This is a genomic window from Marinobacter panjinensis, from assembly GCF_005298175.1.
Lineage (GTDB): Bacteria > Pseudomonadota > Gammaproteobacteria > Pseudomonadales > Oleiphilaceae > Marinobacter > Marinobacter panjinensis.
Genome location: NZ_SZYH01000001.1, coordinates 1296990 through 1321388 on the forward strand (window position 1 = coordinate 1296990; position 24399 = coordinate 1321388).

At 53.4% G+C, this 24399-nt stretch carries 21 protein-coding genes; 2 read left to right on the plus strand and 19 right to left on the minus strand.

Features of this window, described 5'->3' with window-relative positions; genetic code table 11:
- Positions 1-2: 2 nt before the first annotated feature.
- The 19 genes from FDP08_RS05860 to cysQ form a co-directional block, all read right to left on the minus strand.
- On the minus strand, positions 3-1496 hold the full coding sequence (locus FDP08_RS05860; RefSeq protein WP_137435059.1) for a capsule assembly Wzi family protein: 1494 nt from the start codon (positions 1494-1496) through the stop codon (positions 3-5).
- A 291-nt stretch (positions 1497-1787) separates the two neighbouring features.
- Positions 1788-2546: a Wzz/FepE/Etk N-terminal domain-containing protein gene (locus FDP08_RS05865; protein ID WP_137435060.1), complete on the minus strand. Its 759-nt coding sequence runs from the start codon at positions 2544-2546 to the stop codon at positions 1788-1790.
- Between the two features lie 134 nt (positions 2547-2680).
- Positions 2681-3832: a hypothetical protein gene (locus tag FDP08_RS05870; protein ID WP_137435061.1), complete on the minus strand. Its 1152-nt coding sequence runs from the start codon at positions 3830-3832 to the stop codon at positions 2681-2683.
- 349 nt (positions 3833-4181) lie between these two features.
- Positions 4182-4853 (minus strand): PIG-L deacetylase family protein, encoded by a 672-nt coding sequence (locus FDP08_RS05875; RefSeq protein ID WP_137435062.1) that lies wholly within the window; start codon positions 4851-4853, stop codon positions 4182-4184.
- Complete coding sequence (pseI, locus tag FDP08_RS05880) at positions 4846-5895, minus strand: pseudaminic acid synthase (protein ID WP_137435063.1); 1050 nt, start codon at positions 5893-5895, stop codon at positions 4846-4848. The genes FDP08_RS05875 and pseI overlap by 8 nt, the downstream gene beginning before the upstream one ends.
- 2 nt (positions 5896-5897) lie before the next feature.
- Positions 5898-6587, minus strand: a complete 690-nt coding sequence (locus FDP08_RS05885; RefSeq protein ID WP_206077269.1) for a formyl transferase — start codon at positions 6585-6587, stop codon at positions 5898-5900.
- A gap of 80 nt (positions 6588-6667) precedes the next feature.
- Positions 6668-7195 (minus strand): UDP-4-amino-4,6-dideoxy-N-acetyl-beta-L-altrosamine N-acetyltransferase, encoded by a 528-nt coding sequence (gene pseH / locus FDP08_RS05890; protein ID WP_206077270.1) that lies wholly within the window; start codon positions 7193-7195, stop codon positions 6668-6670.
- Between the two features lie 25 nt (positions 7196-7220).
- On the minus strand, positions 7221-8312 hold the full coding sequence (gene pseG, locus FDP08_RS05895; RefSeq protein WP_137435065.1) for a UDP-2,4-diacetamido-2,4,6-trideoxy-beta-L-altropyranose hydrolase: 1092 nt from the start codon (positions 8310-8312) through the stop codon (positions 7221-7223).
- Entirely contained in the window at positions 8309-9022 is a 714-nt protein-coding gene (gene pseF, locus FDP08_RS05900; RefSeq protein WP_137435066.1) for a pseudaminic acid cytidylyltransferase, read from the minus strand. The genes pseG and pseF overlap by 4 nt, the downstream gene beginning before the upstream one ends.
- The gene (gene pseC, locus FDP08_RS05905) at positions 9019-10185 is read right to left on the minus strand and encodes a UDP-4-amino-4,6-dideoxy-N-acetyl-beta-L-altrosamine transaminase (RefSeq protein ID WP_137435067.1); all 1167 of its coding nucleotides are present in this window, start codon (positions 10183-10185) and stop codon (positions 9019-9021) included. Before pseC ends, pseF begins: the two co-directional genes overlap by 4 nt.
- 2 nt (positions 10186-10187) lie before the next feature.
- Positions 10188-11186, minus strand: a complete 999-nt coding sequence (gene pseB / locus FDP08_RS05910) for a UDP-N-acetylglucosamine 4,6-dehydratase (inverting) (RefSeq protein WP_137435068.1) — start codon at positions 11184-11186, stop codon at positions 10188-10190.
- Positions 11187-11189: 3 nt separating this feature from the next.
- Positions 11190-12473 (minus strand): lipopolysaccharide biosynthesis protein, encoded by a 1284-nt coding sequence (locus tag FDP08_RS05915; RefSeq protein WP_137435069.1) that lies wholly within the window; start codon positions 12471-12473, stop codon positions 11190-11192.
- 231 nt (positions 12474-12704) lie between these two features.
- Positions 12705-13184 (minus strand): transcription/translation regulatory transformer protein RfaH, encoded by a 480-nt coding sequence (gene rfaH / locus FDP08_RS05920; protein WP_137435070.1) that lies wholly within the window; start codon positions 13182-13184, stop codon positions 12705-12707.
- A 210-nt stretch (positions 13185-13394) separates the two neighbouring features.
- Positions 13395-13934, minus strand: a complete 540-nt coding sequence (locus tag FDP08_RS05925; protein ID WP_137435071.1) for a hypothetical protein — start codon at positions 13932-13934, stop codon at positions 13395-13397.
- Positions 13935-14118: 184 nt separating this feature from the next.
- Complete coding sequence (locus FDP08_RS05930) at positions 14119-15111, minus strand: hypothetical protein (protein ID WP_137435072.1); 993 nt, start codon at positions 15109-15111, stop codon at positions 14119-14121.
- Positions 15098-18502, minus strand: a complete 3405-nt coding sequence (locus FDP08_RS05935) for a hypothetical protein (RefSeq protein WP_137435073.1) — start codon at positions 18500-18502, stop codon at positions 15098-15100. Before FDP08_RS05935 ends, FDP08_RS05930 begins: the two co-directional genes overlap by 14 nt.
- 2 nt (positions 18503-18504) lie before the next feature.
- The gene (locus FDP08_RS05940) at positions 18505-19215 is read right to left on the minus strand and encodes a DUF4123 domain-containing protein (protein ID WP_170978976.1); all 711 of its coding nucleotides are present in this window, start codon (positions 19213-19215) and stop codon (positions 18505-18507) included.
- 46 nt (positions 19216-19261) lie between these two features.
- The gene (locus FDP08_RS05945) at positions 19262-21376 is read right to left on the minus strand and encodes a type VI secretion system Vgr family protein (RefSeq protein ID WP_137435075.1); all 2115 of its coding nucleotides are present in this window, start codon (positions 21374-21376) and stop codon (positions 19262-19264) included.
- A gap of 153 nt (positions 21377-21529) precedes the next feature.
- Complete coding sequence (gene cysQ, locus FDP08_RS05950; protein ID WP_137435076.1) at positions 21530-22297, minus strand: 3'(2'),5'-bisphosphate nucleotidase CysQ; 768 nt, start codon at positions 22295-22297, stop codon at positions 21530-21532.
- Positions 22298-22388: 91 nt separating this feature from the next.
- On the opposite strand from cysQ, the gene FDP08_RS05955 reads away from it, so the two are divergent.
- On the plus strand, positions 22389-23750 hold the full coding sequence (locus tag FDP08_RS05955) for an MBL fold metallo-hydrolase (RefSeq protein ID WP_137435077.1): 1362 nt from the start codon (positions 22389-22391) through the stop codon (positions 23748-23750).
- A gap of 179 nt (positions 23751-23929) precedes the next feature.
- Positions 23930-24394 (plus strand): pilin, encoded by a 465-nt coding sequence (locus tag FDP08_RS05960; RefSeq protein WP_137435078.1) that lies wholly within the window; start codon positions 23930-23932, stop codon positions 24392-24394.
- Positions 24395-24399: the final 5 nt, after the last annotated feature.

Below are 24399 nucleotides of genomic sequence, written 5' to 3' on the forward strand. Positions count from 1 at the left end.
TTTTAGAAACGATAATGCCAGGCAGCGCCGAGAGACCACTGGTCTTTCTCGCCGCCGAAGAATTCTATCTTTCTGTCGGCAGCCTGGGCCGTGAGGTCCAGCCAGCCGTTGAGAAACTGTGTGCCATAACCCACGGATAGCAGCGCTGCTTTCTGGGCGCCTTCCGGTACGTTGTAGAAAATATCGCGGTCTGTGATGACAGTGCGATTACCACCGTCTTTATTGAGATCCAGGTAACCCAGGGAGGCAGACAGGTTTCGGCCATCCGGGAAGAAGTTGAACAAACCCAAAGTCACGGTTTCCGCGTCGCCATCAAAGGTGGAGGCCATGTTACGGCCCTTGTAACGATAGCCACTGCGATAACGGGAGTGGTCGTAAGTGATATTGGGCATGGCGTTGCCGAGGAAGTCATCGGCCAGGGTATTGCTGTATTCGACGAACCACTGCTGGTCGCTGCTGAGCAACTGGGTGGTCCAGTCAGCACCCAGAAGCCAGGATTTTCGGGCCGGGAAGGCGCCGGCTTCGTCTTCACCCATCATCTGTGCGTACACCCCCATGGTCTGGTCGCCGATGCCGAAGCCGTAGCGGGCATCGATACTGGCCAACTGGTTGCCGGGGTCGTTTTCTTCCAGTTGGCCGTTGTCCCGGCCGATGAAGGCGTTCCAGAATGTGGAGGCGTCTTCCGGCCGGCCCTCGCCACCGAGCATGATGGCCCGGGAGAAGCCGATGTCCAGGCCTTCAACAGGCCTTACAGTCAGGCGCATGCCAATCATTTTCGCCTCTGGCACGGCACGCTCGTCTTCCAGTTGGCCGGCGAATACGGTGAATTGCCAGGGGCCGATCCACTGCAGCCAGTCCGATTCCGGTGCACTGGCGTCTTTACGATTCAGCCAGACAGCTGGCATAGGGCGGGCATTGTTGGACAGGATCAGGCTGCTTTGCCAGCCCGGGCCCCACCAGCGGTCGATGGCGCCAGCGCCGAATACCCAGTTACCAGCGGTAGCGGCCAGATAAGAGCCGCCAAGGCGTATGGATTCGTCGTCTTCCGGGTTGGCAGCGAAGGCCGGTTTCAGGCCAAAAGCCCAGGATTCGCCTTGCCATTGCAGGTTAAGGCTTGTTTCACCGTTTTCACGGGGGCCGGCCTGGAAGCCTCGTACGAAGGCCGGTTCGCTGGTTGCACCCAGTTCGTATTCCGCTCGCCAACCCTGTGCGCCCTGCTCGTCCATCTCGAACTTCAGGTAAGCCAGCGGGCCGCCAATGGCCGCTGCGTCGCTTCCGGCATCCCGGTTCAGGCCGTTGTGGACGGTGCCCATCATCACCGGCCAGGTGGACGTGGTGCGGTTCAGGTGGCCCCTGTCTGCCAGCTTCTGCAGGGCAAAGCGGGCTCGGATATCACCGGGTTCCAGCCAGGGAGCGGCGGTGGCTATTGAAGAATGCGCGGAGGTGATCAGGCACGCTACCGCCCCACCGACCAGGGTCCAGTGTTTTGAGGTCATACAACTGTACTGTTTACTGCATGGACAGGGAACAACGAATAAAAGGAGGGAACAACGTAATCCCAACGGTATCCCTGTCGGTTAATGGGGCGTCTGGTTCAAGAGGACGCAGATTCTACGGCATCCAATATGACGCACAAGTCGCAAAACTACAGACCTGAGTGTTTGAGCCGGCTATTGTGTTAAGTCTTGTCAAAGCATGGTAACTGCACCGATATTGGGAGCTTTGGGGCGGCTTTTTGTCGGATTACGCTTTGCTAATCCGACCTACTGTGTGACCGGTCAGGTTGGTCATTGTTCGGACGCTTTTTCCCGCACCAAACCAATAAACTCGGCGAAAAACGCAAGGAAGACACCGCCCATCAATCCGAGCATGGCGGCGAGAACCACGATCAGGCTTCTGGACGGGCCGGTGTTTTCGCCGTTGCTCCTGCTGACGACAAGCGCTTCTGCTGGCGCCAGTGATTCCAGATCTGTTTCCAGTGACAGTTGTTTTTCTACTGCTGAGGCGATGGCATCACCTGTCTCCTGTCCGCCTTCGAGCATGTCGATGGTGGTATCCAGGGATTCTATCTGTCGCTCCAGGCTCTTACGTAGCCTGGTCAGTGCCTGCTCCTGGTCAGTAATTAACCGTTCGATCAGTTGGCGATGAGTTTTCTCGATAAGCTCTTCGCCGGCGGGGTTTGCCTCTGAGACGATTCGAACCAGGCCGGTATTTTCAGGATTGCTTGCCGTTATCCTGAAAGGCAGGTTGCGGTCGTGTTGTGCGCGGTATGTGGCTTGTAGGTCTGGTACCCAGAGGCTGTCCAGCTCGGCGATGACGGTGGCAGGCTCTTCGATGTATTTGCCGCCCGACTTTTCAGCCAGTTTCACGAGGGTGACGTATTCGTATTTTGCTGGCGTCAAAAGTGCATAGGCCACACCGGCAAGGGTGACAAGCAGAAAAACGGCGTAGAACACCCGCCGGCGCTTGAGGAAGGTGGTGGCCAGGTCTACCAGGCTGATTTCGTCGTCGTATTGGGATCGCAACCCTTGTGAGCTTTCTACCATTCTGAATCTGCCGTCTTGTTAAAGGAAATGCGTATTATGACGGGTTAGGAGACGAAAAGAAGGGATGGAGGGTTCCTTTTTTGGGGTTTGGGATGAGTGGGCATGGACGGGGCCTTCTCAGTAATTGAAGATACCTACGTTAGCGCTCCCGTTGGAGAACCATCAAATGATTTCCCTAATCCACTCATGCCAACTGGCAGCTCCTGTCCATTTGCCAGTCGCTGCAAGCACTCAGCCACCAGCTCGCCCTCTCTACCATCCCAATCCGTAAGGTAAGTGGAACTGTAATAACGTACAGCTTCGACATCCGGCTTATGGTGGCCCTCACTGGCCTCGATAAGCCTGCTGACCTCGTCCAAAGTCTTTGCAAATCTGGACAGACCGTGTTTCACATAACCGTAATAATCCGGAATGTCCGCTGGTGTCAGCTCATAGTAGATCGGAAGTATTCCGGCGAGAGCGGCCTCCAGGTGAATACTGCTATTGCCCGCGACCACATAACCAATACGCAAAAAGAAATCTGAAACAGGTTCTTTCTTCGGATCACTCAGCTCCACCATCTTATTGTACGCAAAAGCGGCTCGATATCGCCTGATCTGCCTTTCAGGCTGGCCGGGATGCCACCGAACACAGACTTTTCTGCCATTAGCAGCCAAGCCTTCCACAAATTCTATCGCAGCATCCGCATCGTCAAGCGCATTAAGAGCCACACCTACAACGTCTGTCATAGATTCGTTTACTCTCAGGTGCTTTTTTTGCCCGCTGAGAATAACCTGTGTATCTGGAACATTCCTGCCACTTACTGGCTGGTTCGGCTCACACTGCTTGTAAGTGTCCCAGGCACTCTGCCCGTCCAGAAACGCATAATCTACCCTCAATGCGGGGAAAAGAGTGCTTACAGATGCGTGCTGCAAGTAAACGGTTTTTATCCGCAGGTAATGGGCAACAGCCAACAATGAACGATTGGATGAGTTGTGGTCATTGGCGGTAATCACGAAATCCGGATTTATTTGATGTAATACCCGATGAAAATAAATAAGGTAAGTGTATACTCCAAAAAAATTATCGAGATAGAAGTCTATTGCAGCCGGGTGCTTTTCTCTGATCTCTTTATACAGAGAGGATCCATTACGGAAGATCAGGATCAGCGATTTGAAAACGTCCAGAATTGAGAATGTAAATGGAATATATCGTTGCTTACGCTCAGTGGTATTCAATACCTTTCGGTGGGCTATTTCGGTAACATGCCCCCCTTTTGCCCTGAGAGCATCAACAGTTTCTGCCACAGAAGTCATCTGATTTATTGAGCCCACGAATACGACATAGTTAGAGTCATCCTTAATTCCTGCTGGTTGCCTTATTGCCAAGTGCTTAAGCAAAAAGAGGAAATACGCTACCAATCTCGGTAGTGGCCCTCGGAATCTAGATCCATTCTCGGCATGGAGGGGCATGTTCTCCAATTGCTGTCCGTATAAGTAGGCTAGCCAGGTTTCGGACTCAGTAGCTAGTATTGCCTGTATATCTTTATACCACTTTATCAACTCGATGCGCCCCCGATACCGATTAATTATTGATGTACCTTTTATAATGAAAGAGGTCGAATATTGGGTTTCATAAGTTGAACTATTAAACCTGCTACGTAAGAATTCGTACTACATTAAAAGCCTCAGCTGCTTCTACACCAACACAGTTACCTCGGAACATTGCTAATCGCTTTGCATTTTCAATGGATCTTGAGTGTGGTGTTTTTCTCATTTCAAAAGCATAAGCCTCTAACGCCCTGCTTTTAGTGCCCAGATGTTCAGAAATGTCTACAAACAAATTAGCTATAAATCCTCCCCCCGTCGGAGTGTTCCATTCGGTTGCAGACAAAACCTCAAACGCATAGATTTCTTTCACAGATGCACCAGGGACCGGTCTGCAGGCAGTCATAACCGCCTGATGAGTGATACGATGATCTATGTTCAGGTCGGTATGATTATGCGTATAAACAATACTTGGGTTGATCTTTGCCAAAACTGCTTCCAGCTTCTGCACAACATCCAACAATGGCAGACTGTCCATGCGGTTGTCGGGAAACCCCACCATATAACTCTTTTTTATCCCAAGTATCTGGTGCGCCTTGGTAGCGGCTTCATTTCTTTCTGCCAGTTCTTCTGGGCTTGCATCCGGGCGGGAGGTTACACCGTCGGCCAGGAATACGGCGTAAACCGTATCTCCCTGGGCCACGTGTCTGGCGATGGTTCCGCCGCAACCCAGCGCTTCGTCATCTGTGTGGGCAGCTACGACCAGGACGATTTTACCCATCAAACTGCTCCCAGCTTGTTGGCGTGCCTCGAGGTACGTCTGTCTTTAACGTTCTTCCGATTAGAGCCTTGAAGTGTTTTGGTTCTATGCCAACACCGGGACGAATTCGCCGAACGTCTTGTTCCTTGACGGTTTCGCCAGCCTTCATATCTCGCATAAAGTAGATTGAACGGCGGAAGATCCGGTTAGATTCCTCCGCCAGCTGAAGCGCATAACCTGGTTTACCAACAGCTGACCAGGCATCACGAGTTTCCGTGCACAAACGCTTCAGTTCATCGGGCTCAATCGAGAAACCGCTATCGGGACCACCCTCTTCCCTACTCAAAATGAAGTGTTTTTCGATCAAACAGGCGCCCAGCGAAACGGCAGCTACCGATGCCACGGTGCCCAGCGTGTGGTCAGACAATCCAGCCACTGCGTCAAATCGTTTCCCCAGTTCTCTTACCTGAGCAACGTTAGCCTGATCCATTGGTGCCGGGTAACTACTTACGCAATGGAGCAGAACCAGTTCCCTGCAGCCGGCAGTTCTCGCGGTAGCGACAGCTTCTTCGATCTCCTCTTCGCTGGCCATCCCGGTGGACATGATCATTGGTTTTCCGGTTTTGGCGACATATTCTATAAGTGGCAGGTCGGTCAGCTCGAACGATGCAATCTTATAGGCTGGCGTATTCAGCTCCTCCAACAAATCGACAGCGGTTTCATCAAATGGCGTTGAAAACACGGTAATGCCAATCTCTCGGGCATGATCGAACATGGCCTTGTGCCATTCGTAAGGCGTTTCCGCCCATTTATAGAGATCATATAACTTATAGCCATCCCAGGGCCCACCTTTAATCAGAAACTCAGGACGGTCACTGTCAATAGTCATGGTGTCTGCCGTGTACGTTTGCAGCTTAATCGCAGACGCACCACATTGCTTCGCCTCATCTATGGTCTTGAGTGCCCGCTCCAGCGAACCGTTATGATTGGCAGACAATTCCGCAATGATGTAGGGAGGATGGTCAGGGCCAATCTTGCGCCCATCGATAGTTACGTCTTTCATGCTTACCTCCGCTCTGCTTTTTTCCTGATTCGCACACATGCTGTCAGTTCTTCACCTTGAACGTCAGCGCCGGAAAATTCGATTATAAACTCGCCATGTTCAATAAAGGCATGGGGATAAGTCGGCGCGTCCAGCATTCTGATATGATCATACAGCTCTGAGAGACTTGCTTTTTCGGGTAGAACACTCTGCTCAGGCTTGCGCCTTTTAAATATCACCGGATCACCTTGCTGTGGAGTTGGCTGTGGCTCGTTATCCATCATCCACTGAACGATTTGAAAGCTCAGTTCTCCTGCCCTGCTATAGATCTCTTCCGCTGTGCCTCCAAGAGAAAGCTCACGTTTGGTATACACCGGCCCTGCATCCATCTCGCTTGTCATTTTCAGTGCGGTCAATTTGGTGTCTTTGTGACCACGTACAATAAGATTCTGTAACGGGCTGCCGCCCCGACCGTAGGGTACATCGGTCATATGGAAACAAACACACTCGTAAGTTTTCCATAGTTCTTCGGGCACCAGCCAGTTCCAGTGCAGGAAGAAAATGTAGCGTATATTGTCACCGTTATTGCTCTGAACGATATCTGTGAGTTGCTCTGGCGTGTTCGCCCAAAGGAAACCAGTGGGCCCCCCGAAGAAACTATCAGCCATAGGCTTATGCCAGGGCTTGGATGTGGCCATGATATATTTTTTCACACTTAGCGTACTGTCCGAAGTAAATCAAAAATTAGTAAACACTGAATCCGCCAATGACAAAACCACAAGGTCAATCTTTATCATGGGCTCATGCGAGCGGTAATTCTCTCCAGAACCGTGTCACTCATATCACGCCACTCATTTTCCAGTATGCCGAGCCTGACTACGTCTTCATAGCTGGATCCAGTGAGATGGAAGTCTCGAAAACATCCCTCTTGCTCAAAACCGCATTTTTTGTGGAGATTTATTACCGCAGAGTTCGAACTAAGCACCTCACAATTGAGCTTATGAACCCTAAGCTCTGAAAACGCATACTCTAGCGCCGCGTACTCCATCTTGGTGCCTACTCCCCTGGCAGCATCCGGTGCGGCGTAAAAGCCCCAGAATACGTTCCCGCCATCAGGTGAATAATTCGTAAAATAAACGACTCCACATTCCTCATCTTTCTCATTCGAGAAAATCAGCCAAACGGTTGTTTTATCGTTTTCGATTTTTTTGAACCACTGAAAATGCTCATTTTCTGTAATCTCATGAGAGGAGTACATATTCCGCCGCACTTCGGGCGCATTTCGCCACTCCAGGACTTTCAGCAAATCGTCTTCTATCATTGGCCGGAGTTTCACAATCAGGTCCTTATATTAATCGTTTAACAATACGTTCAGTACCATATCCATCGACGACGTTCCGCATCATTTCCATCTGTTTAACCCGGCGGGGGGAATCCCCGAGTATACCTCTCAGTGTTCTTTGAATATCTTCAATGCTTATTTCCTCGGCAACACCAACGAAATTAATCAAGCCATGCTTCGCCAATTGCTGACATGTTTCATATTGGTTATGGGCCACGCTAACAACAATAGTAGTGAGGCCAAGGCACATACGCTCCCAGTTTGTAGCGCCCCCTCCCCCAAGCATCAGGTCGCAACGTATCATTTGTGCCGCAAGGCTTGGCAGGCCTGAGAACAGCGCTGTGCCTTTTCTGCTTCGTGCGATTTCTTCCACTGCCTCGGGTGCAGGATGGTTTTTTCCCAGTACAACATTCACCTGGAGATGCTGGAATTCCGGAGTGGCGACAGCCTGCAAATAACTTTCGGTCAAATGGTGAGGGTCGCTACCTCCTACAAAAATCAGGACACGGAGAACTTTATTGTCGCGATAGGGAAGAGCGCGTGAAAGCAGGCTGTATTCATGCCCAAGCATAGCGTAACGCGGGCCAAGGAGAAGGACGCATTCTGCATTTACCAGACTTTTGTAAGGCGATTCGCTTTCAGGACCCAATATATTCTGGTCAAGAAGCAGATCGGCGTGGTGAGGCCTATCAGCCAAGTCATCCACAACCATAACGCGGCACCCAGCCCCCCTAACTTTCAACTCCCAACGTGAATCCAACGAATAGTGGTCAACTACCAACCAATCTACTTCTACCGAGTCAATTGCCTCCAGGGTTTGCTCAGCGTCCAATTGCCAACCCACTCCAAGCCAGGCTGCATGAAACGTCTTTTTGCTGGCATGCGCAGGGTTTTCTACTTCGTCGGCCGGCGCGGAAAGCAAGTCAATATAAAAACCTTTATCTACTATCAAATCGCCGAGGTGCCCCGAATGATCGCGACAGATAAACCGGCATTGATGGCCCTGGCGCCTGAGTTCCTGTGCCAAGGTGAGACATCGCATCACATGACCGGTACCAATACTTATCGATGCATCGGTTCGAAACACAAAATTCATTGCCTATCCTTTACCCTTTCCATTACCCGGAACATCAACTCGGCGTAGGTCCAATCCTCAGGCGTATCAATATCCTGAACGCGGCTACGCGGAAGCTTGACTGCCATAGCTCTTTCACTAAAGACAGGCATTTCCTTCAGCCAAGCCTCCGCAGATCCCCAATAGAACTGCCCTGCATCGTGCCACGCTTCTTCCAGGTCCTGAGAGCGGGTATTGAAGTGCTCCGGATTGAACATGGCTACACGGCCACTGTCTGTAATCCGGAGTGCGCGCTGAATCGGAAACGCATAATTCGTTACCGCAAAAACGTAACTGGCGGCCTTCTGCTGAATCAGCTCCCAACCTCGCTGAAGATCTTCCGGAGAGATAAACGGTGCAGTCGCATAGATACAACAGGCGTAATCCACTGGCTCGCCATTTTGTTGGATCCAGTTCACAGCGTGTCGAATTACCGGTATGGTTCCGGCGTAGTCATCTGAAAGTTCCGGCGGTCGAATAAAAGGCACTTCAGCCCCGTACTCTATTGCCACTTCGGCAATTTCGGGGTCATCGGTAGATACGATGATTCTGTCGAAACACCCACTTGCCCACGCTGCGTCAATGGACCAGGCAATCATTGGCTTGCTGCAGAAATCACGGACGTTTTTGCGGGGGATTCGTTTGCTGCCGCCCCTGGCGGGAATGATGGCCACTCGATTAGGAGTGATCATGTTCGTTCATCCAGAATTTCGTTGAGCACCGCTACCACTTTATCCTGTTTCTGTTCTGTTAGGCCATAAAACATTGGCAGGCTGATGGCTTCCCGGTAATAGGCCATGGATTGCGGAAAATCGTTCTCTTCAAAACCCATCTGCTGGTAATAAGGCTGCGTGTGCACGGGAATGTAATGCAGGTTTACGCCAACACCCTCCTCTCTCAGCAACTCGAAGACTTTCCGATGACTGAAGGTGGTTTTCTCCAATTGCAGGCGGATCACATACAGGTGCAAGCCACTGTAACTGTCGGGATGCTGCCAAGGCAGCGTCAGGGGTAAGCCCGCCAGCTGTTGATCATAACGTTTGGCCAGCTTATGTCGCCGCGCGACGAAATCGTCCAAACGCTGCATCTGACTTACACCCAGCGCGGCTTGCAATTCTGTCATCCGGAAATTGTAGCCAAGATCCACTTGCTGGTAGTACCAAGGGCCATCGGGCTCATGGGTCATCAATGCCGGGTCTCGGGTGATTCCATGGCTACGCAGCAGATTCATTTTTGCCGCCAACTGGTCATCGTTCGTTACAGCCATACCGCCTTCTGCTGTGGTTACGATTTTTACCGGGTGAAAGCTGAACACAGTGATGTCGCTATAACGCCCGTTACCGATAAATTCGCCCTGATATTTGCCGCCGATGCCGTGGGAGGCGTCCTCGATAGTTCGGAAACCATATCGCTGAGCCAGCTTATTAATCGCCTCCATATCGCAGGGCTGGCCGCACAGGTGTACGGTCACCACCACCTTGGGAAGTCGGCCCTCCTGCTCAGCCTCTTCCAGCTTGGCCGCCAGCGCTTTCGGGCACAGGTTGTAGGTTCTTGGATCGATATCGACAAAATCCACTTTGGCACCGCAATACAAGCCGCAGTTGGCAGAGGCGACGAAGGTGACAGGCGTGGTCCACAGCCAGTCACCTTCACCAAGCCCCAGGGCCAGGCAGGCAATATGCAGCGCTGAGGTGGCACTGTTCACCGCGAGGGCATGTTTTGCACCCACATGACCGGCTACTTTGGCCTCGAACTCAGGCACTTTCGGCCCCTGGGTCAGGAAATCTGACTTCAGTACCTCAAGCACCGCATCAACATCCGCCTGACTGATGTCCTGTTTGCCATAGGGAATCATGATCAGATCTTCCCGATTTCGTTGTTGTGACGATCAATCCAGGCCTGAAGCTCTTGATCCGCCATCCACTCTTTATTGTTGTCACTGGAGTAGATAAAGCCTTCGGGCACGAGCTTACCGTCTTTGATTCGCTCCTTACTGTTGCCCCAGTTATTGATGTTCGGCAGGATTTTGAAGTGTTCCGGGTACTCATAGGTGAAATAGGAGTCTTCAGCACCGATCATCTGTTCGTGGAGTTTTTCGCCCGGGCGAATGCCTACAATGTCCAGTTCCGCCTCCGGAGCGACTACGCGGGCAAGATCGGTCACTTTCATGGAAGGAATCTTTTTCACGTAGATTTCACCGCCTACCATGTCTTCAAACGCATGCCATACCAGTTCGACCCCCTGTTCCAGCGAAATCATAAAGCGCGTCATGCGGGGATCGGTGATTGGTAGCACACCTTTGTCTTTTATAGACATAAAAAACGGAATGACTGATCCACGGGAACCCATAACGTTGCCGTAGCGCACTACAGAGAATTTGGTTTCGTGGCCACCGGCATATGAATTACCTGCTACGAACAACTTGTCTGACGCCAGCTTGGTGGCGCCATAGAGGTTAATGGGGCTACTGGCTTTGTCGGTAGACAACGCAACCACGCCTTTAACAGCTTTATCAATGCAAGCGTCTATAAGGTTCATGGCGCCATTGATATTGGTTTTGATGCACTCAAACGGATTGTATTCGGCGGTGGGTACAATCTTGGTGGCTGCTGCGTGAACGACATAATCCACACCATCCAGAGCGCGGTACAAACGCTCACGATCGCGAACATCGCCGATGAAGAAACGCAACCGATCATCACCCTGGAAAAGCTTGGCCATTTCCCACTGCTTCATTTCATCCCGGGAAAAAACAATAATTTTTTTAGGGTTGTACTTCTCCAGAGTCATGGGTATGAATTTGTGGCCAAAGGAGCCTGTGCCACCGGTAACTAGTATCGTAGAATTTTTAAGCATGATCTAACTCTGGTATTTGAAGGTAAACCAAGGCATGGCGTGTCTTTTCTGCGCGACACCCCATGTAAGAAAGAATCGAATAGCCATAGCGGCGCTGAAAGCGTAGGCCGCACCCTGTAGGCCGAAATTTTTAATCAGTAACAGCAGAAGAAATAAATTCAGAAATCCAGAGAAAATGGTTACGAGAGAAAGCAGGCCAGTACGTTTGGAGAAAAAAATGTAATTGGTAACCATCAGGTACATACCATTAAAGACATGCCCCAATATAATCCACCCGACTACATCGCCAGCCCTTGCGTACGTCTCTCCGGCTACCAATGTTATCAACCAGGGGCCAATAATGAATCCAATTCCAGAACCTGAAAGAATAACGGCAAACCACCCATATGTGAATCGCACGATTTGTCGCTTCTCAGTTTCGATATCACTCTTTAGACGTTCAAAAAGCCAGGGGACATAGGCCTTATTTATGGCATCAAACACCAATGACACCGCCATTCCAAATTGCACAGCGACCATGTAGATACCTGCATCAGCTAACCCCAATTCAGAATTGATCACGAAACGATCTACGGTGGTTAATAAAAATAGCCCGCCAACGTGAGGTATGAGAGGCACACCAAACCGAAGAGCTTCTCGAATATAGTCAGGGCGCCAGACAAAAAACTTGAGCAGACCGTCCCTTTTTAAAAGCCATAATGCAAGCAGCGCAAAGCCCCCGGCCGCAACAATCTGAGCAACAATACGGCCGTCTGCCCCCTTCAAGAAGACAACAACCAGGAGAAGGGAAAGCCCCAGGTTGAGAAGACTCCTCGATACCTGCAGGGTCCCGTACAATTTCGCTTTTTTCCTTACCTGCCATTGCCCAAGGCGAATTTGAGCAACTATTGTCGCAGCGGTTGCCATCGCAGCCAACAGCACCCATTTCGACTCTATGCCTAACCAATCCGAAAATTCGCCGCTAAACAGGAAAAGAGCACTATAGGTGATCAGTGTTGTTGCAAGCAGAATTTGAAGGCAAGAGCCAATAAATTCCTTCAGGTCGTTTTCTGTCAGGTTTCCATCGTAGAATTTTCGGCCCGCAGCACCGTGGAGACTTAGACCTATGAACGCAGTCAATGCGCCGAGCAAGGCCTGGAACATGGCAACTTGACCATACTCTTCCGGGCTGAGATAACGCGTTAGTACGGGGAGCAAAGCGAAAGGTATCGCTGCATTCAGAATATTGGAGATCAGATAAACCGCTGAACCTGCAAGAAATGTATTACCCTTTAGCTTTGAGAACACTGGTTAATTACGTCCCTACAAGTAGCATAAAACTGCCTGACCCCACTGGCCTTACCTGAGTGCAAGCGCGATAACGCTCCACCAATCAGGGTTCAGCGCACCAGCGCCAAAATGATTCTGTGCATAAGTCGCGCAATTTTACCTGAAAAGTATCCGTTGCGACATTCCACGACGACTGCGCAACATTGGTTCCAAGGGAGGCAGTGAAACTCGCCTGGACGGATTGGCTCGCTATTTCTTTATCGCAGAGACCGGCACCCTGACCCGCTGCTGCTTCTGCATAAAATTGATCAGTACAATGGCGCGCTCTTCCCCATCATAGGTCTGGAAGATAGCACTGATTCCTTTGAAGGGGCCTTCTTCCAGCTCTACTGACTGGCCAGACTTAATGCCGCCCTGCTCCGCTACGGTGTGCAGGCTGTCTTTGATATGTTGGATGACGTCATCTGAGATGGCCGCAGGCTTGTTGGCGAAGCTCACAACGCGTATGACACCTCGGGTGGACCGTAGTTTGGACCACATAGGGTCGGTTTGCTCCAGGTTGATGAAGAGATAGCCTGGGAACAGCGGTTCGAGCTTTTTGGTTCGTTTACCGGCTTTGATTTTTTCTACGGTGATTTTGGGGTAGAAACAGGCGATGTCCTGATTTTGCAGGTGTGCCAGGGCACGGTCTCCCTGGGCGGGCTTGTGTTGGAGGGCGTACCAGGTCATTGGTGCCTCTTGGTTGGGGGGAGTTTTGCCACATTGAATTCCCGGCCATGTTATCGTTTCTATTAAAGTAAATCACTGGGTATGACTCCATGTCAGAGCAGGATGTCCACTGGATTCAGCGTTTTAAAAACGTCAGGAAGGCCTTTCAGCATCTGTGCAATGCACATGCTGGCAGGATTCCAGGGCGCACTCTCGGTTAAAGCATGAAGATCATTCCGGCCAGATTACCAACCGACTACTTTCCAAAGCTTCAGACAAACCCTTCAGGATCGTCTCGTGGTCCTCGGCGTAATTATAGAGGTCTGTGGCGAATATACCGCCATCAGCCCGTTGCCGGCTGAAGAAACGCCCCCGTCTCGCACAAGTGTACTCATCGTTGTTTTTCGCGTAGATAATAAGATGCACAAAGCGACCAAGGCGCGTGCTGAAGTGATCAACTACTTCCAGATGAGAAATATCTGACCATGGAATCTCGTTGAATTCACAATCCTCAATTCTCAGAAATTGTGGAGTGATCTCAATAACATTGTTGCGGATTCTGAAATCGGGATACCAGATACTGAAAAGAAATAGGCCGATCAAAAGCATAAGACCTATCATAAAGAAAAGTGATGTGTCCTCGTACATAAAGTAACCGGTCAAACCTACTGCACCGAGGTGCATCACACCCATCAAATAGATTAAAGGTTTATCTTTCAGGTAAATCTTCGTCCTAATCGTAGTCGGCAGCTCGCTATGGGTTAATTCCATGCATGTCACTCCAAACATCCCTGTTTTAATTCCAGGCTAAAAAACCACATTGCGAGGTGAGTGGTTGTTGATTCATTACTGGCTTAGATGGTGTTTGATGTCCATGTCGGTGGGGTGCTGGGCCTTCGACACCACGAAATGGATGGTGTGGCTGCCGTCGAACCGGCAGTCGATGTGGCCGTTATTAAACCATGGCCCCCTGGGCCAGGTTGGGCACGCTTTTCTCCATCCGGTCTTCCAGCGTCGACCAGGGAAATTCCCGAATCTTCTTCAGGTGCGCCGGATAACCTTCTTCCTCCCACCATGCCATGTCCAGCGTCGCCCAATGGTTTGCCGGGCGTCCGCGCTTACCCGCTGCATCGTACTCCGCTGTGGTGGGGTCCAGTGGACGGAACTTCTCTAAGGTTGGAACATCCGGTAGTGGCTGGCTAACGTCCATATAGCGCTGGAGTTCGTCCCAGTGTGCATACAGCTCTACTTTGTGGATATCCGCCACCTGGGCCACAGTGGTTTGCCAACCGGTGTAACGGTGGCGCAGGAGCAGCTTGTAGCTCACCGGGCCCTTGGGGTTCACGTGGAACGAGATGTAGGGATCAAACTCGATAAACGGCGCTTCGAAGGTTTCTTCACGCCAGGTACGAAACTTCACCATGCCGGTACTCCGGAAGAAGCCGCAGCCCAGGTCCTTGACAATGAATCCTGGATGCCGTTCGAGGAACCACGTGAAGGGGTAGCGGAAAAGCAGGTGAAGACCGAGCACCACTAACGTCATTACCGAATAACTTTCAAATTTGATGATGGTCGCGATATCCGCCAATACTGAACAGAACAACAAAAGCTTTAGCATTCCATAGTCTGCAAAAGCACCCGCAAGCATCAGCAGAAGCTGCCAGCGAGTTTTGACGAAGTCAGAGGGTTTTTTCTCATGCGTCCACTCGGGGCCAACCCAACCGGCCCCTCCCGTCTTGAGTCTTTCTTGATGGGATTTAACATATTGCGGACGAACATGGATGTTAAGGTGGCTATAATCACCCCAAGGCAACCGCTCAATGAAATCCCCAGCCTCCAGGGACTTGGCAAACCCACTGATGTCCTTCAGGGGAGCCTGCTCGGGAATGGCATCCCGGCGATAGGCGCTCGATACGTATGTAGCCATTGATTCGTTACCGGCTTGCATGGTGTTTGATGTCCAGGTCGGAGAGCTGTTCGCTGACTTCCCGAATCGTATAGGTTTCCTGCCGGCGATCCCAGACCTTGACCTGGAAGGTGAGTTCCAGGCTTTTCACCGAATAGCGCGTGGCCACATATTCGTGATTGTGTTCGTTCGGGGCCATTTCAGGGAGCTGGGCCTCCGACACCACGAAATGGATGGTGTGGCTGCCGTCGAACCGGTAGTCGACGTGGCGGGTATTGCCACTCCTGGAGGCAAGCGTCTTCGTACCGGCCCGGCCGAGTGCCTGGTAATGGGTGCGTTCGTATTCCAGTTCCCATTCGATGGTTACCGGCTCGCCCGAGATGGCCATTGCCGGAGCGGAAAAGGAAAACACGGATTCTGCCGCGCCCCGCCACGGCGACAGGCCATTCTCCCGCAGGAAGCTGTCCAGCCCGGCCCCGGTTACCCTCGTTATCGACAGGGGCATCATGGATTTAAGGAGCCCCAGGTACGCGGCATCCTCTTCCAGCAGTTCCGGGTGTTGATCTTCCAGGCTTCCCGAGAACGGGCCGCCCCGCAACCAGTTGCTGATGGCATCGTCTTTGATTTCGTAATACAGCCATTCACCCAACCCATAGATACCCAGACCAATCACGGTCACCCAGCCCGCGCTGACCGTACCTCCCCAGCCTATCGTCGCAGCGGCCCGGGATAACAGCGCCGCTGCCACTGCTCGCTCACCGGTACGGTGCACCAACTGGCGCCCCATGGGGGTGAGAATTCGGCCGGCAATGATGTCGGAGTTGGTCATGACGCCCACCCCCACCGCCTTGGTCAGGTCGGCTGAGGCCAGTTTCAGTCGGCCCTGGAAGGCGTTAGCTGCCGCATCCCACGTCATTATGGAAACAGTAAACATACCTGCTACCCAGCCTGCGGCCTGCAGTTTGTTGCGGATAACCTTTTCCGCATATCCCTCCGAGGCTTTAATCTTGACGCTTCCAGCCATGGCAGAAAACCACTTAGCTTCCTGTTTCCACGTACCAACCTGTTTACCAAGCCAAGCGGTTCGTTGTGGTAGGACAGAAAGTAACTGGCCGGAACTGACGAGCAGATCTAACGCAGCACTCATGAACCCTGCTCCATAACGTGGCCCATCCCCAGAATAATTGAGTGCATTCCAAAAATTGAACACATCCAGCATCACCAGAAACGGCGGCAATGCTATCGGGCTCACCGAAGCCGTATGGAAAAACTGACCAACAGGGCGCCGCCTAACCACTTCATCAAAAGCCTGACTGTCAGCCAGCTTCAGTGTTGCACCCACCGCAGCGCCGGAGGTCAGGGTATGCCCCTGTTCATCCACCATATCGAGCAGCGTATAAAGCCTGCCATCCTCGGCACTGTTCAACTGAAGGGTGGTTTTCCCAGGTATGGCGGCTTCAGCGAAGCCTTCGAATGCCCCTTTCACTTGGCTGACCTTTGCTTCAAAAGCAACGCCTTTCTTCAAGAGGGTTTCCTGCACACCACCAAGCCACCATTGACTGAGTTCCGCGAAAGGCGCGGATAACGCGTGCATGCCGAAGCGAGTATCGGAGAATACTTCTGAGGCCTCTGGTGCACTGGTGTCATCAACGTGGTCAGAGAGGCTGCGCAGCACATTGGCCTCTGCTACTCGCATGGGTTGTTCGCGATCCTGGAGTGCGCTGACCATGGTACGGAGCTTTTCACCGGTGGCATCGCCGGGCAATGCGTCGGACGGGTCTTTGAAAGGCAACAGCAGCGCCGCCAATGCGTGCCCACCCACAATCAGGGATTCGTTAAGGCCCTCCGCGCCGCTGGCTTTCATCCGGCCCGCGTCCTGGGGCAACAACAGGGGGTCGGCCCTGCCTACCGGCATCGTCAGGGCCTGGAGCAGAGGGCCGGCTTGAACGTACCCGGCTACATCGTTACCGGCCTCGGCATTGAAGAGATCACGCAGCGCTTCCGTCAGGTTCTCAGCGCGTGTGTCTTCCATCAGGCGTACAACAGCGCCCTGGGCCTCAATCAGGTAGCGGCGCAGGGCTGCGCGCTCCACCTCGTAGACGGTACGCAGGAGGCGCCCATCTTCGCTGTCATCCAGTCGGCTATCGAACCAGCTCCCCTCAATGTGCAGAGGGTTGCTGGAGCCATTCGGAAGCACCTCTCGCCGGAAATTGTTATGAAACAGTTCAGCTGTTACGCCGTGGGGCCGCTTCTTGATGTTGTCCACCAACGCCAGGAGAAGCGCCAGGCTTTCATTCATATGCTGAACCAGGTGCCTGGCCGCAAACAGGGGGTCCCGTAATGTCAGGGATAATAGTTGGCGGTCACGCAGTGTCTCGAATACGTCCACGCCTTCGGTAATCTCCGGCAGCGCTTCTCCTTTCAGGTGCAGGTGTCGCCAGCGTGGAACCAGAATCTGCGGGTAGATATCCATGTCGGCATCGACAACAGCTTCATCAGATTCAATGGCGTCCCGCTGGGTAACCATCTCATCCATCGTTCTCTGGGTGTCGCTGCCATCGATATCACGCAGCCACTGGCTCGGCATGAAAATGTCCCGTTCCAGCGGGTTGTCCCGGGCACGCATGGGAACAAGTTCATCAACTCGGTGCCAGTCAGGGAACATGCCTCCGGGTATCCGGTCCAGGAAGCCCTTTATGGCACGGGCATTACGGCATCGGCTGCCACGGAGCATGTCGTCGGTTTCCAATGCTTCAATGTGCTGCCACGACCACTGGGTATCGCTGAATGCCAGCTCCACATCATCGTATACGTCCTGACCAAGGAGCCGGGCCGGTATGTGTACTGTGTCCACTTCGGGGCCTACGGGAGGCCGTTCGTTTCTGTCTTCCTCGCCGGCCTGTCGGAATCGTGCCAGGTCCGTATCCCGTAGTAATGGCGCCGATTCCTCAGCGGTGACCACAAACAGTTCGCGCCACAGGCGCCCTTGGAAAAAGACGTACACCCACCCGGTTCGCAGCGGCGCCGCCACACTCTCCTCATAACCAGTCATGGGGCGTGGGCAGCTCAGTTCGCCGGCATCACAGAACACAGTGGGATGTACCGCCACCATCAGGCTGTCCTGGAAATTCCTCTGGGGAGGCCGGAGCGTTACAGGCGCAACCTGTTCCCGGTCTATCACAGGTACCACGACTTTTTCATCGCCATGGAGTTCCAGGACCAGGGACCGTTGCGCAGGTGCTTCTGCATGGCCGGCCAGAATGGGCCCCATTCGCCCACCGTGATCGGCACAGGGCTCCATTGGCTCTGGAGAAGGGTTCTCCGCTTCGTGGTCCAGCAAACAGTAATGGTGCCCGCCCAGGGATTCCTCTCCAACCAGTTCCAGCCAAAAGGTGCGCGACGGTGTGCAAGGTGGTGGCTTAATGGCTGACATTGCTAAAGTCCTTTTTCATATAGTCCGCGGAATTCCAGTTCCGAGTGTTGCCACAGCGCGCCTAGCTCGGCATCGGATTCGGGACACTTATGGCCAGCAGACCACAATTCACGAATAATCCGGATTCGATGACTTGCAGTGTGTTGCTGATTCGCGATGGCCATGCATCGGGACCAACCACTTACCCAGGTCAACAGCCTTTCAAAGGAGCTTGGCTGGTAAGCATGCAACCCCTCCGTTTCCGTGCTGGCTCCCCTTGCGCTCGACCAATGCGTTCCTTCCCCGTAACTAGTGGCCCAGATCAGTAGATCGTCTTCGCCGATCAGGCTGCCCACTGCCTCGGGCAGGCATGTATTCAGAACTTCGAGAAAACGCCCATCATACGGCCGCACGAAACAGGGGCCGTAGGTTTCGAAATGGATCATCAGGCTTTTGCGAATACCCGTCAGCGCTGAACCCTGTTCACGCCCTGACACCAGGATCGCCAATGCCTCATCAGTTCCCCATTGAGATACGGCACGCTGACAAAGCGGACTATCGAGGGTGGTCTTAACAACAATTGGACCGGCGTTTTTGTGTTGTTCAAAAGGCGTTTCGTCGAATAGCCAGAACCAATCCGGAGTGTCATCCAGGGCGTAAATCTGTCTGAGCACATCCCCTTCGTCGTATCGCGCGGCATCAATGATTAGCAGGCAACACTCCCGGGTTGCCACCCGAGAATCCTTGAGAGTCTGGTCAAAAACCAACAAAGACTTCGGTCTATCCAACGCAGGGGCAGTCGACAACATCGCAGGTCCCATCCATCTTCTTCTTGCACATTTGCTGTGCCGGTGTTCGAGCAGACGCGGCCATTAAGAGTGCATCCGGGCTGATTGGTGAGGCACTGGCATCCATCCGCTGATCAACATCCGCAATCTCTACCGGCGCCACTGCCCCACCATTCTCCTCCACTAGCCCCGGCCTCTCCGGCACCTGAACCTTCTGCCCACTCCCCTTACCCGGCGAGCCCCCCGCATTGAGCTTGATGGCGGCCCCACCCATAGCAACGCCACTGGGATCAATCTTCACAAAGCTGCCGCCAGCTTTGAGGGTGATTTCCGCACCGGCTTCGATAACGGCTTTCTGTCCGGACTTGATGTGCAGTTCGGTACCGGAGTCGCTGAGCCACGCAGTGCCAGCTTTCAGGTGCAGAGTGCCGGTGACATTGAAGCTGTGGTCCTTTCCGGTTTGTTCCCGCTTCTCGCCATCAACCGTGGCGTGGTCATTGCCCCTGATGTGACTGAACTGGTTGCTCTCCACCGTTCGGTGGCTGTCATTTTTGATGACCTCGGTGCGGTTATTTCCCGTCAGCAGATCCAGGTCTTTCTGAGCGTGGATGTAGATCTGTTCTTTGTCGGCTTCGTCTTCAAACCTCAGTTCGTTACTGCCCTCGCCCTTGTGGGTCTGGGTTTTGAGGGTGGTGCGTGTCTTGTGTTCCGGCAGCGCGTACGGCGGTGTGTTGGTGGCGTGGTAGGTTCTACCGGTAATAATGGGCTGGTCCGGGTCGCCATCGAGGAAAGAAACGATGACTTCGTTGCCGATTCTCGGGAGTGCCATGAAGCCGTACTGGCCGCCAGCCCAGCCCTGGCTGACTCGCAGCCAGGCGCTGCTGTGTTCGTCGTTCTTGGAGTATCGATCCCAGGGAAACCTTACTTTTACCCTGCCGTGTTCATCGCAGTGAATCTCTTCGCCTTCCGGGCCGGTGACAATGGCGATCTGGGGGCCGTCCATCAGTGGACGGTGGTTGATCTGTGGCCGCCAGGTGCGGTCCGCGGGAATGGCGTTAAAGGCGTTGTGGTAGGTGGTGCCACCACCGCCGCTCTCCTCTTCCAGAGCCTGGGGCTGGTTGCCGGTGTGGGTGATGCTGGTGAACAGCCACTCCCGGTTCAGGGTCTGGTTGTCGTGTTCGGTGAGCTCGACTTTGGCGCCCACGGTGAAGTCGGGGCGGTTGCTCTGGCCGTTGGCGGTGGTGGCGTCGTTCCTGAGGGAATCTAGGCGTTTTTCGGTGAAGGGCTGGCCGCTGGCGTCGGCCTTGAAGCGGCCGGGGTAGTCGTAGTGCTGGTAGTCTTCGCGCTGGGCATCCAGCTTATCGGCCTGGTGTTCGTGCATTAACGCGTAAGCCGGGTTCTTGAAGGTGTAGTCCTTCATGGCCACGGAGGCGGCTTTGATGCGTTCCCGGTAGCTGAACTGGAAGACGGCGCTCTGGCGGCTGCTACCACCGGCCTTGCCGTTGTATTCCACCGGGTCGAGCCTGGGGGCGTCGCCGTGGTGGTCTGCGATGGTCAGGGCGGGTGGTTCTTCGCCATTCACATCACCGTGATTAAATCGGTAATGCCAGCCTTCTTCGGCAGCTAATCGCTCGACAAAGGCCAGGTCGCTTTCCCGGTGCTGGACGCAGTATTCCCGCTCTTCGGGGGGGCGTTTCAGATCAAACACCGTGTCGATGATGCCCCGCTCTTCCAACAGGGTGCGCACGATGGCGTCGGTGGCCTGGGTCTGGAAGATGCGGCTGTTGTGCATCATACCCAGGCGCCACAGTGGGGGCTGGACGGTGACCTCGTAGCGGGTGCGGCGGTGGCCGGAGTCGGCCCGGGCGAATTCGTTGATCACACCGTGGAAGCGCCGCAGGGGCACGCCGTCCTGCCAGACCACCAGCTCCACGGGCTGCTCCAGCACTTCCTCAGCGGCAATAATCGGCGAGGTACTGGCCAGTTCCAGCTTGCAATGGCATAGCGTCGAAAGGGTTTCGGTCAGTTCAAAGCGGACGACCGCGAACAGGTCTTTGGGGAGTTGGCCAAGGGTGGCCGTGAACTGCAGTCCGGTTGCCTGGGGCATGTCTTCGATCCCTGAAGAGGTCTGGAATGTGAGTCAATCAACAAACGGCTCATCCTGAGCCTGGGTGATTATAACGATCAGTCCGGAGAATGTAACCCCAAACCCGGCAAGGCAACGAGAACACCGCCTATGTCACGATCCAGACTCTCTCGTTCATTTATAACAGTTGCCAGCGGCCACAAAGAACGGGTTCAGCACGTCCTCCTTGCCATACTTTAGTGGCTCGCCATCCAGCGTTTCCACCTTGCCGCCTGCAGCCGACAACACGGCATGGGCCGCACCGGTATCCCACTCGCAGGTGGGCCCCAGACGGGGATAGATATCCGCATGGCCTTCGGCGATTTTGCAGAATTTGAGGGAACTGCCCGCCTGCACTAGTTCGTGAGCGCCGAGCTTGTCGATAAAGGCTCTGGTTTCTTCATTGAGGTGATTCTTGCTGGCGACAATGCGCTTGGTCTCACCTGGCGTCGCCACACTGATGCGATGCACCCGCCCGGTGCGGTCTCGCTTGTAGGCGCCCTCGCCTTTCAGGCCCCAGTAGGCTTCCTTGAGCGCCGGAGCCGTCACGACGCCCAGAATAGGCTCGCCGTTTTCAATCAGAGCGATGTTAACGGTGAACTCGCCGGTGCGTTGGGTGAAATCCTTTGTGCCGTCGACAGGGTCAATCAACCAGAACCGGTGCCACTGTTTACGCTCGCTCCAGGGAATTTCGGCGCCCTCTTCTGATAGCACGGGGATATCGTGACTGAGGTTGCGCAGGCCCGCCACAATCACCCGATGGCTGGCAACGTCTGCTGCGGTAATCGGCGACTCGTCAGCTTTATAGTCCACTTTGAAGTCCGTCATGTAGATGCTGAGGACTTTTTCACTGGCGGCATCGGCGATTTTGAGAACGTCCGGGAGGATGGAGCTGTAGTGCATGGGGGTTGGCTTCCTGCGTCAGATCAATAACTTTTGCGCTATTATGGGCGATAGTGGCACAACACATCAAAACTAATGCAAGGATGACTTCATGAAGCTGAAATTCCTTGGCGCTGCAGGCACGGTAACCGGTTCACGCTATCTGCTGTCGGACGAGAAACACCGGCTGCTGGTGGACTGTGGCATGTACCAGGGCGTGAAGAACCTGCGCAAACGCAACTGGGCGAAGTTTCCCGTGGAGCCTTCGTCTATCAATGCGGTGGTTCTGACCCATGCCCATATCGACCATACCGGCTACCTGCCCGCGCTGGTGAAAAACGGCTTCAATGGCAAGATATACTGCACCAAGGCTACCCATGAGCTGTGCAAGGTTTTGCTGCCCGATGCCGGCTACCTGCAGGAAGAAGACGCCAAATACGCCTTCCGCAAAGGATTTTCCAAACACGACAAGCCCGAACCACTGTTTACCGTCAAGGATGCCCACGAAGCCTTGAAGCACTTCGAATCCCTGCATTTCCATGAGCGATTCGAACCGGTTAAAGGGATGGAGGTGTCCTTCACTCCGGCCGGGCATATTCTGGGGTCATCCTGTGTGCACGTCCATCACCGGGAAAGCGACCGCACGGTCGTATTCAGCGGCGACGTGGGCCGGCAGGACGATGTGATCATGCGGGCGCCGGAGCCTATCACCAAGGCGGATGTGCTGGTGTGTGAATCCACCTATGGGGACCGGTTGCACGCACAAAGCGACCCGGAATCGGAACTGGCTGACATTATCACCAAAACCGCGGGGCGCGGCGGTATCGTGCTTTTGCCCTCCTTTGCTGTGGGCCGCGCACAGATGCTGCTGTATCTGATCCACAAGATTATGGGCGAAGGCCGCATACCGAAAATGCCGGTGTACCTGAACAGCCCCATGGCGATAAAGGCCACCGAGATCTTTTCCAGACATCACAAGGAACACAAGCTCAGTGCTGGCCAGTGCGGAATGATCGACGACAACACTGAGTTTGTTCGCACTGTGGATGAGTCCATCGAACTCAACAGCGTGCGTTATCCCTGTATTATCATCTCTGCCAGCGGCATGGCCAGCGGTGGTCGTGTGCTACACCATTTGAAGACGCTGCTGCCCAATCCGCGTAACAGCATAGTGTTTGCTGGCTTCCAGGCGCCAGGTACCCGTGGGGATGCGCTGGTGAACGGAGCGGAATCGGTGAAAATTCATGGCGAGTACTGGCCTGTGAAGGCCGAGGTGCATAACCTCGATTCGCTGTCGGCTCATGGGGATTATGAGGAAATTCTGCAGTGGCTTGAGGCTGGGACATTGAAGCCTGAGAAGGTTTACATTACTCATGGTGAGATTGTGGCTAGTGATGTAATGAGAAAGCGGATTAGGGACAAGTTTGGGTGGGATGTTGAGGTGGCGGAGTTGTTTGATGAGGTGGAGGTTTGACCTCATCCCTTGCGCACTTCCTAGCAGACAAAAAATGTCATAACTTAAGCAACAAAATCTGCCCTTATGCGTCAGTGTTGCTTGCATATCCATTGATAGCCCAAGTCCTGTCAAATACTTAGCGATGGCACAGTACCTGCTTAAGTCCAGGCATTACTGTGAGTTCCGGAGTATTTGAGGTGAGCTTGAACAAAGGTTTTACTCTGATTGAGTTGATGATCGTTGTAGCGATTATCGGTATTCTGGCGGCTACAGCCATTCCTACTTATCAGTCCTACGTTATTCGCGCCAAGCTGACTGAACCTGTGGAAGCAATCACGGCGGCAAAGCCTGCAATACTTGACCATTACACCAGCAAAGGTACTATGCCCGACACTGGGTCGTCGCTTTTGACAACTCTGCGCAATAACTTGGCGGGCTTGCCCATCGTTATTAGCGCAAACTCCAGCAGCAGCCCGGGAACTCCGAACGAAGTGACTCTCGGTGTAACAATAAAGGATATAGGCGGCTCAACAGGTAGCAGTGCGACCAATAAACTAATATTTAAGTTTATTGGATCGAGTACAGGACTGGCTGTATATTGCTCATCCGCTGCGGGTACAACCGTTGAGGCACTCTACTTACCTGACGTATGCCGCAGCTAAGGGAC

Coding starts and splice junctions, on each gene's coding strand:
- FDP08_RS05860 (WP_137435059.1), bottom strand. CDS start 1,496: ATGACCTCAAAACACTGGACCCTGGTCGGTGGGGCGGTAGCGTGCCTG.
- FDP08_RS05865 (WP_137435060.1), bottom strand. CDS start 2,546: ATGGTAGAAAGCTCACAAGGGTTGCGATCCCAATACGACGACGAAATC.
- FDP08_RS05875 (WP_137435062.1), bottom strand. CDS start 4,853: ATGGGTAAAATCGTCCTGGTCGTAGCTGCCCACACAGATGACGAAGCG.
- pseI (WP_137435063.1), bottom strand. CDS start 5,895: ATGAAAGACGTAACTATCGATGGGCGCAAGATTGGCCCTGACCATCCT.
- pseH (WP_206077270.1), bottom strand. CDS start 7,195: ATGATAGAAGACGATTTGCTGAAAGTCCTGGAGTGGCGAAATGCGCCC.
- pseG (WP_137435065.1), bottom strand. CDS start 8,312: ATGAATTTTGTGTTTCGAACCGATGCATCGATAAGTATTGGTACCGGT.
- pseF (WP_137435066.1), bottom strand. CDS start 9,022: ATGATCACTCCTAATCGAGTGGCCATCATTCCCGCCAGGGGCGGCAGC.
- pseC (WP_137435067.1), bottom strand. CDS start 10,185: ATGATTCCCTATGGCAAACAGGACATCAGTCAGGCGGATGTTGATGCG.
- pseB (WP_137435068.1), bottom strand. CDS start 11,186: ATGCTTAAAAATTCTACGATACTAGTTACCGGTGGCACAGGCTCCTTT.
- rfaH (WP_137435070.1), bottom strand. CDS start 13,184: ATGACCTGGTACGCCCTCCAACACAAGCCCGCCCAGGGAGACCGTGCC.
- FDP08_RS05925 (WP_137435071.1), bottom strand. CDS start 13,934: ATGGAATTAACCCATAGCGAGCTGCCGACTACGATTAGGACGAAGATT.
- FDP08_RS05930 (WP_137435072.1), bottom strand. CDS start 15,111: ATGCAAGCCGGTAACGAATCAATGGCTACATACGTATCGAGCGCCTAT.
- FDP08_RS05935 (WP_137435073.1), bottom strand. CDS start 18,502: ATGTCAGCCATTAAGCCACCACCTTGCACACCGTCGCGCACCTTTTGG.
- FDP08_RS05945 (WP_137435075.1), bottom strand. CDS start 21,376: ATGCCCCAGGCAACCGGACTGCAGTTCACGGCCACCCTTGGCCAACTC.
- cysQ (WP_137435076.1), bottom strand. CDS start 22,297: ATGCACTACAGCTCCATCCTCCCGGACGTTCTCAAAATCGCCGATGCC.
- FDP08_RS05955 (WP_137435077.1), top strand. CDS start 22,389: ATGAAGCTGAAATTCCTTGGCGCTGCAGGCACGGTAACCGGTTCACGC.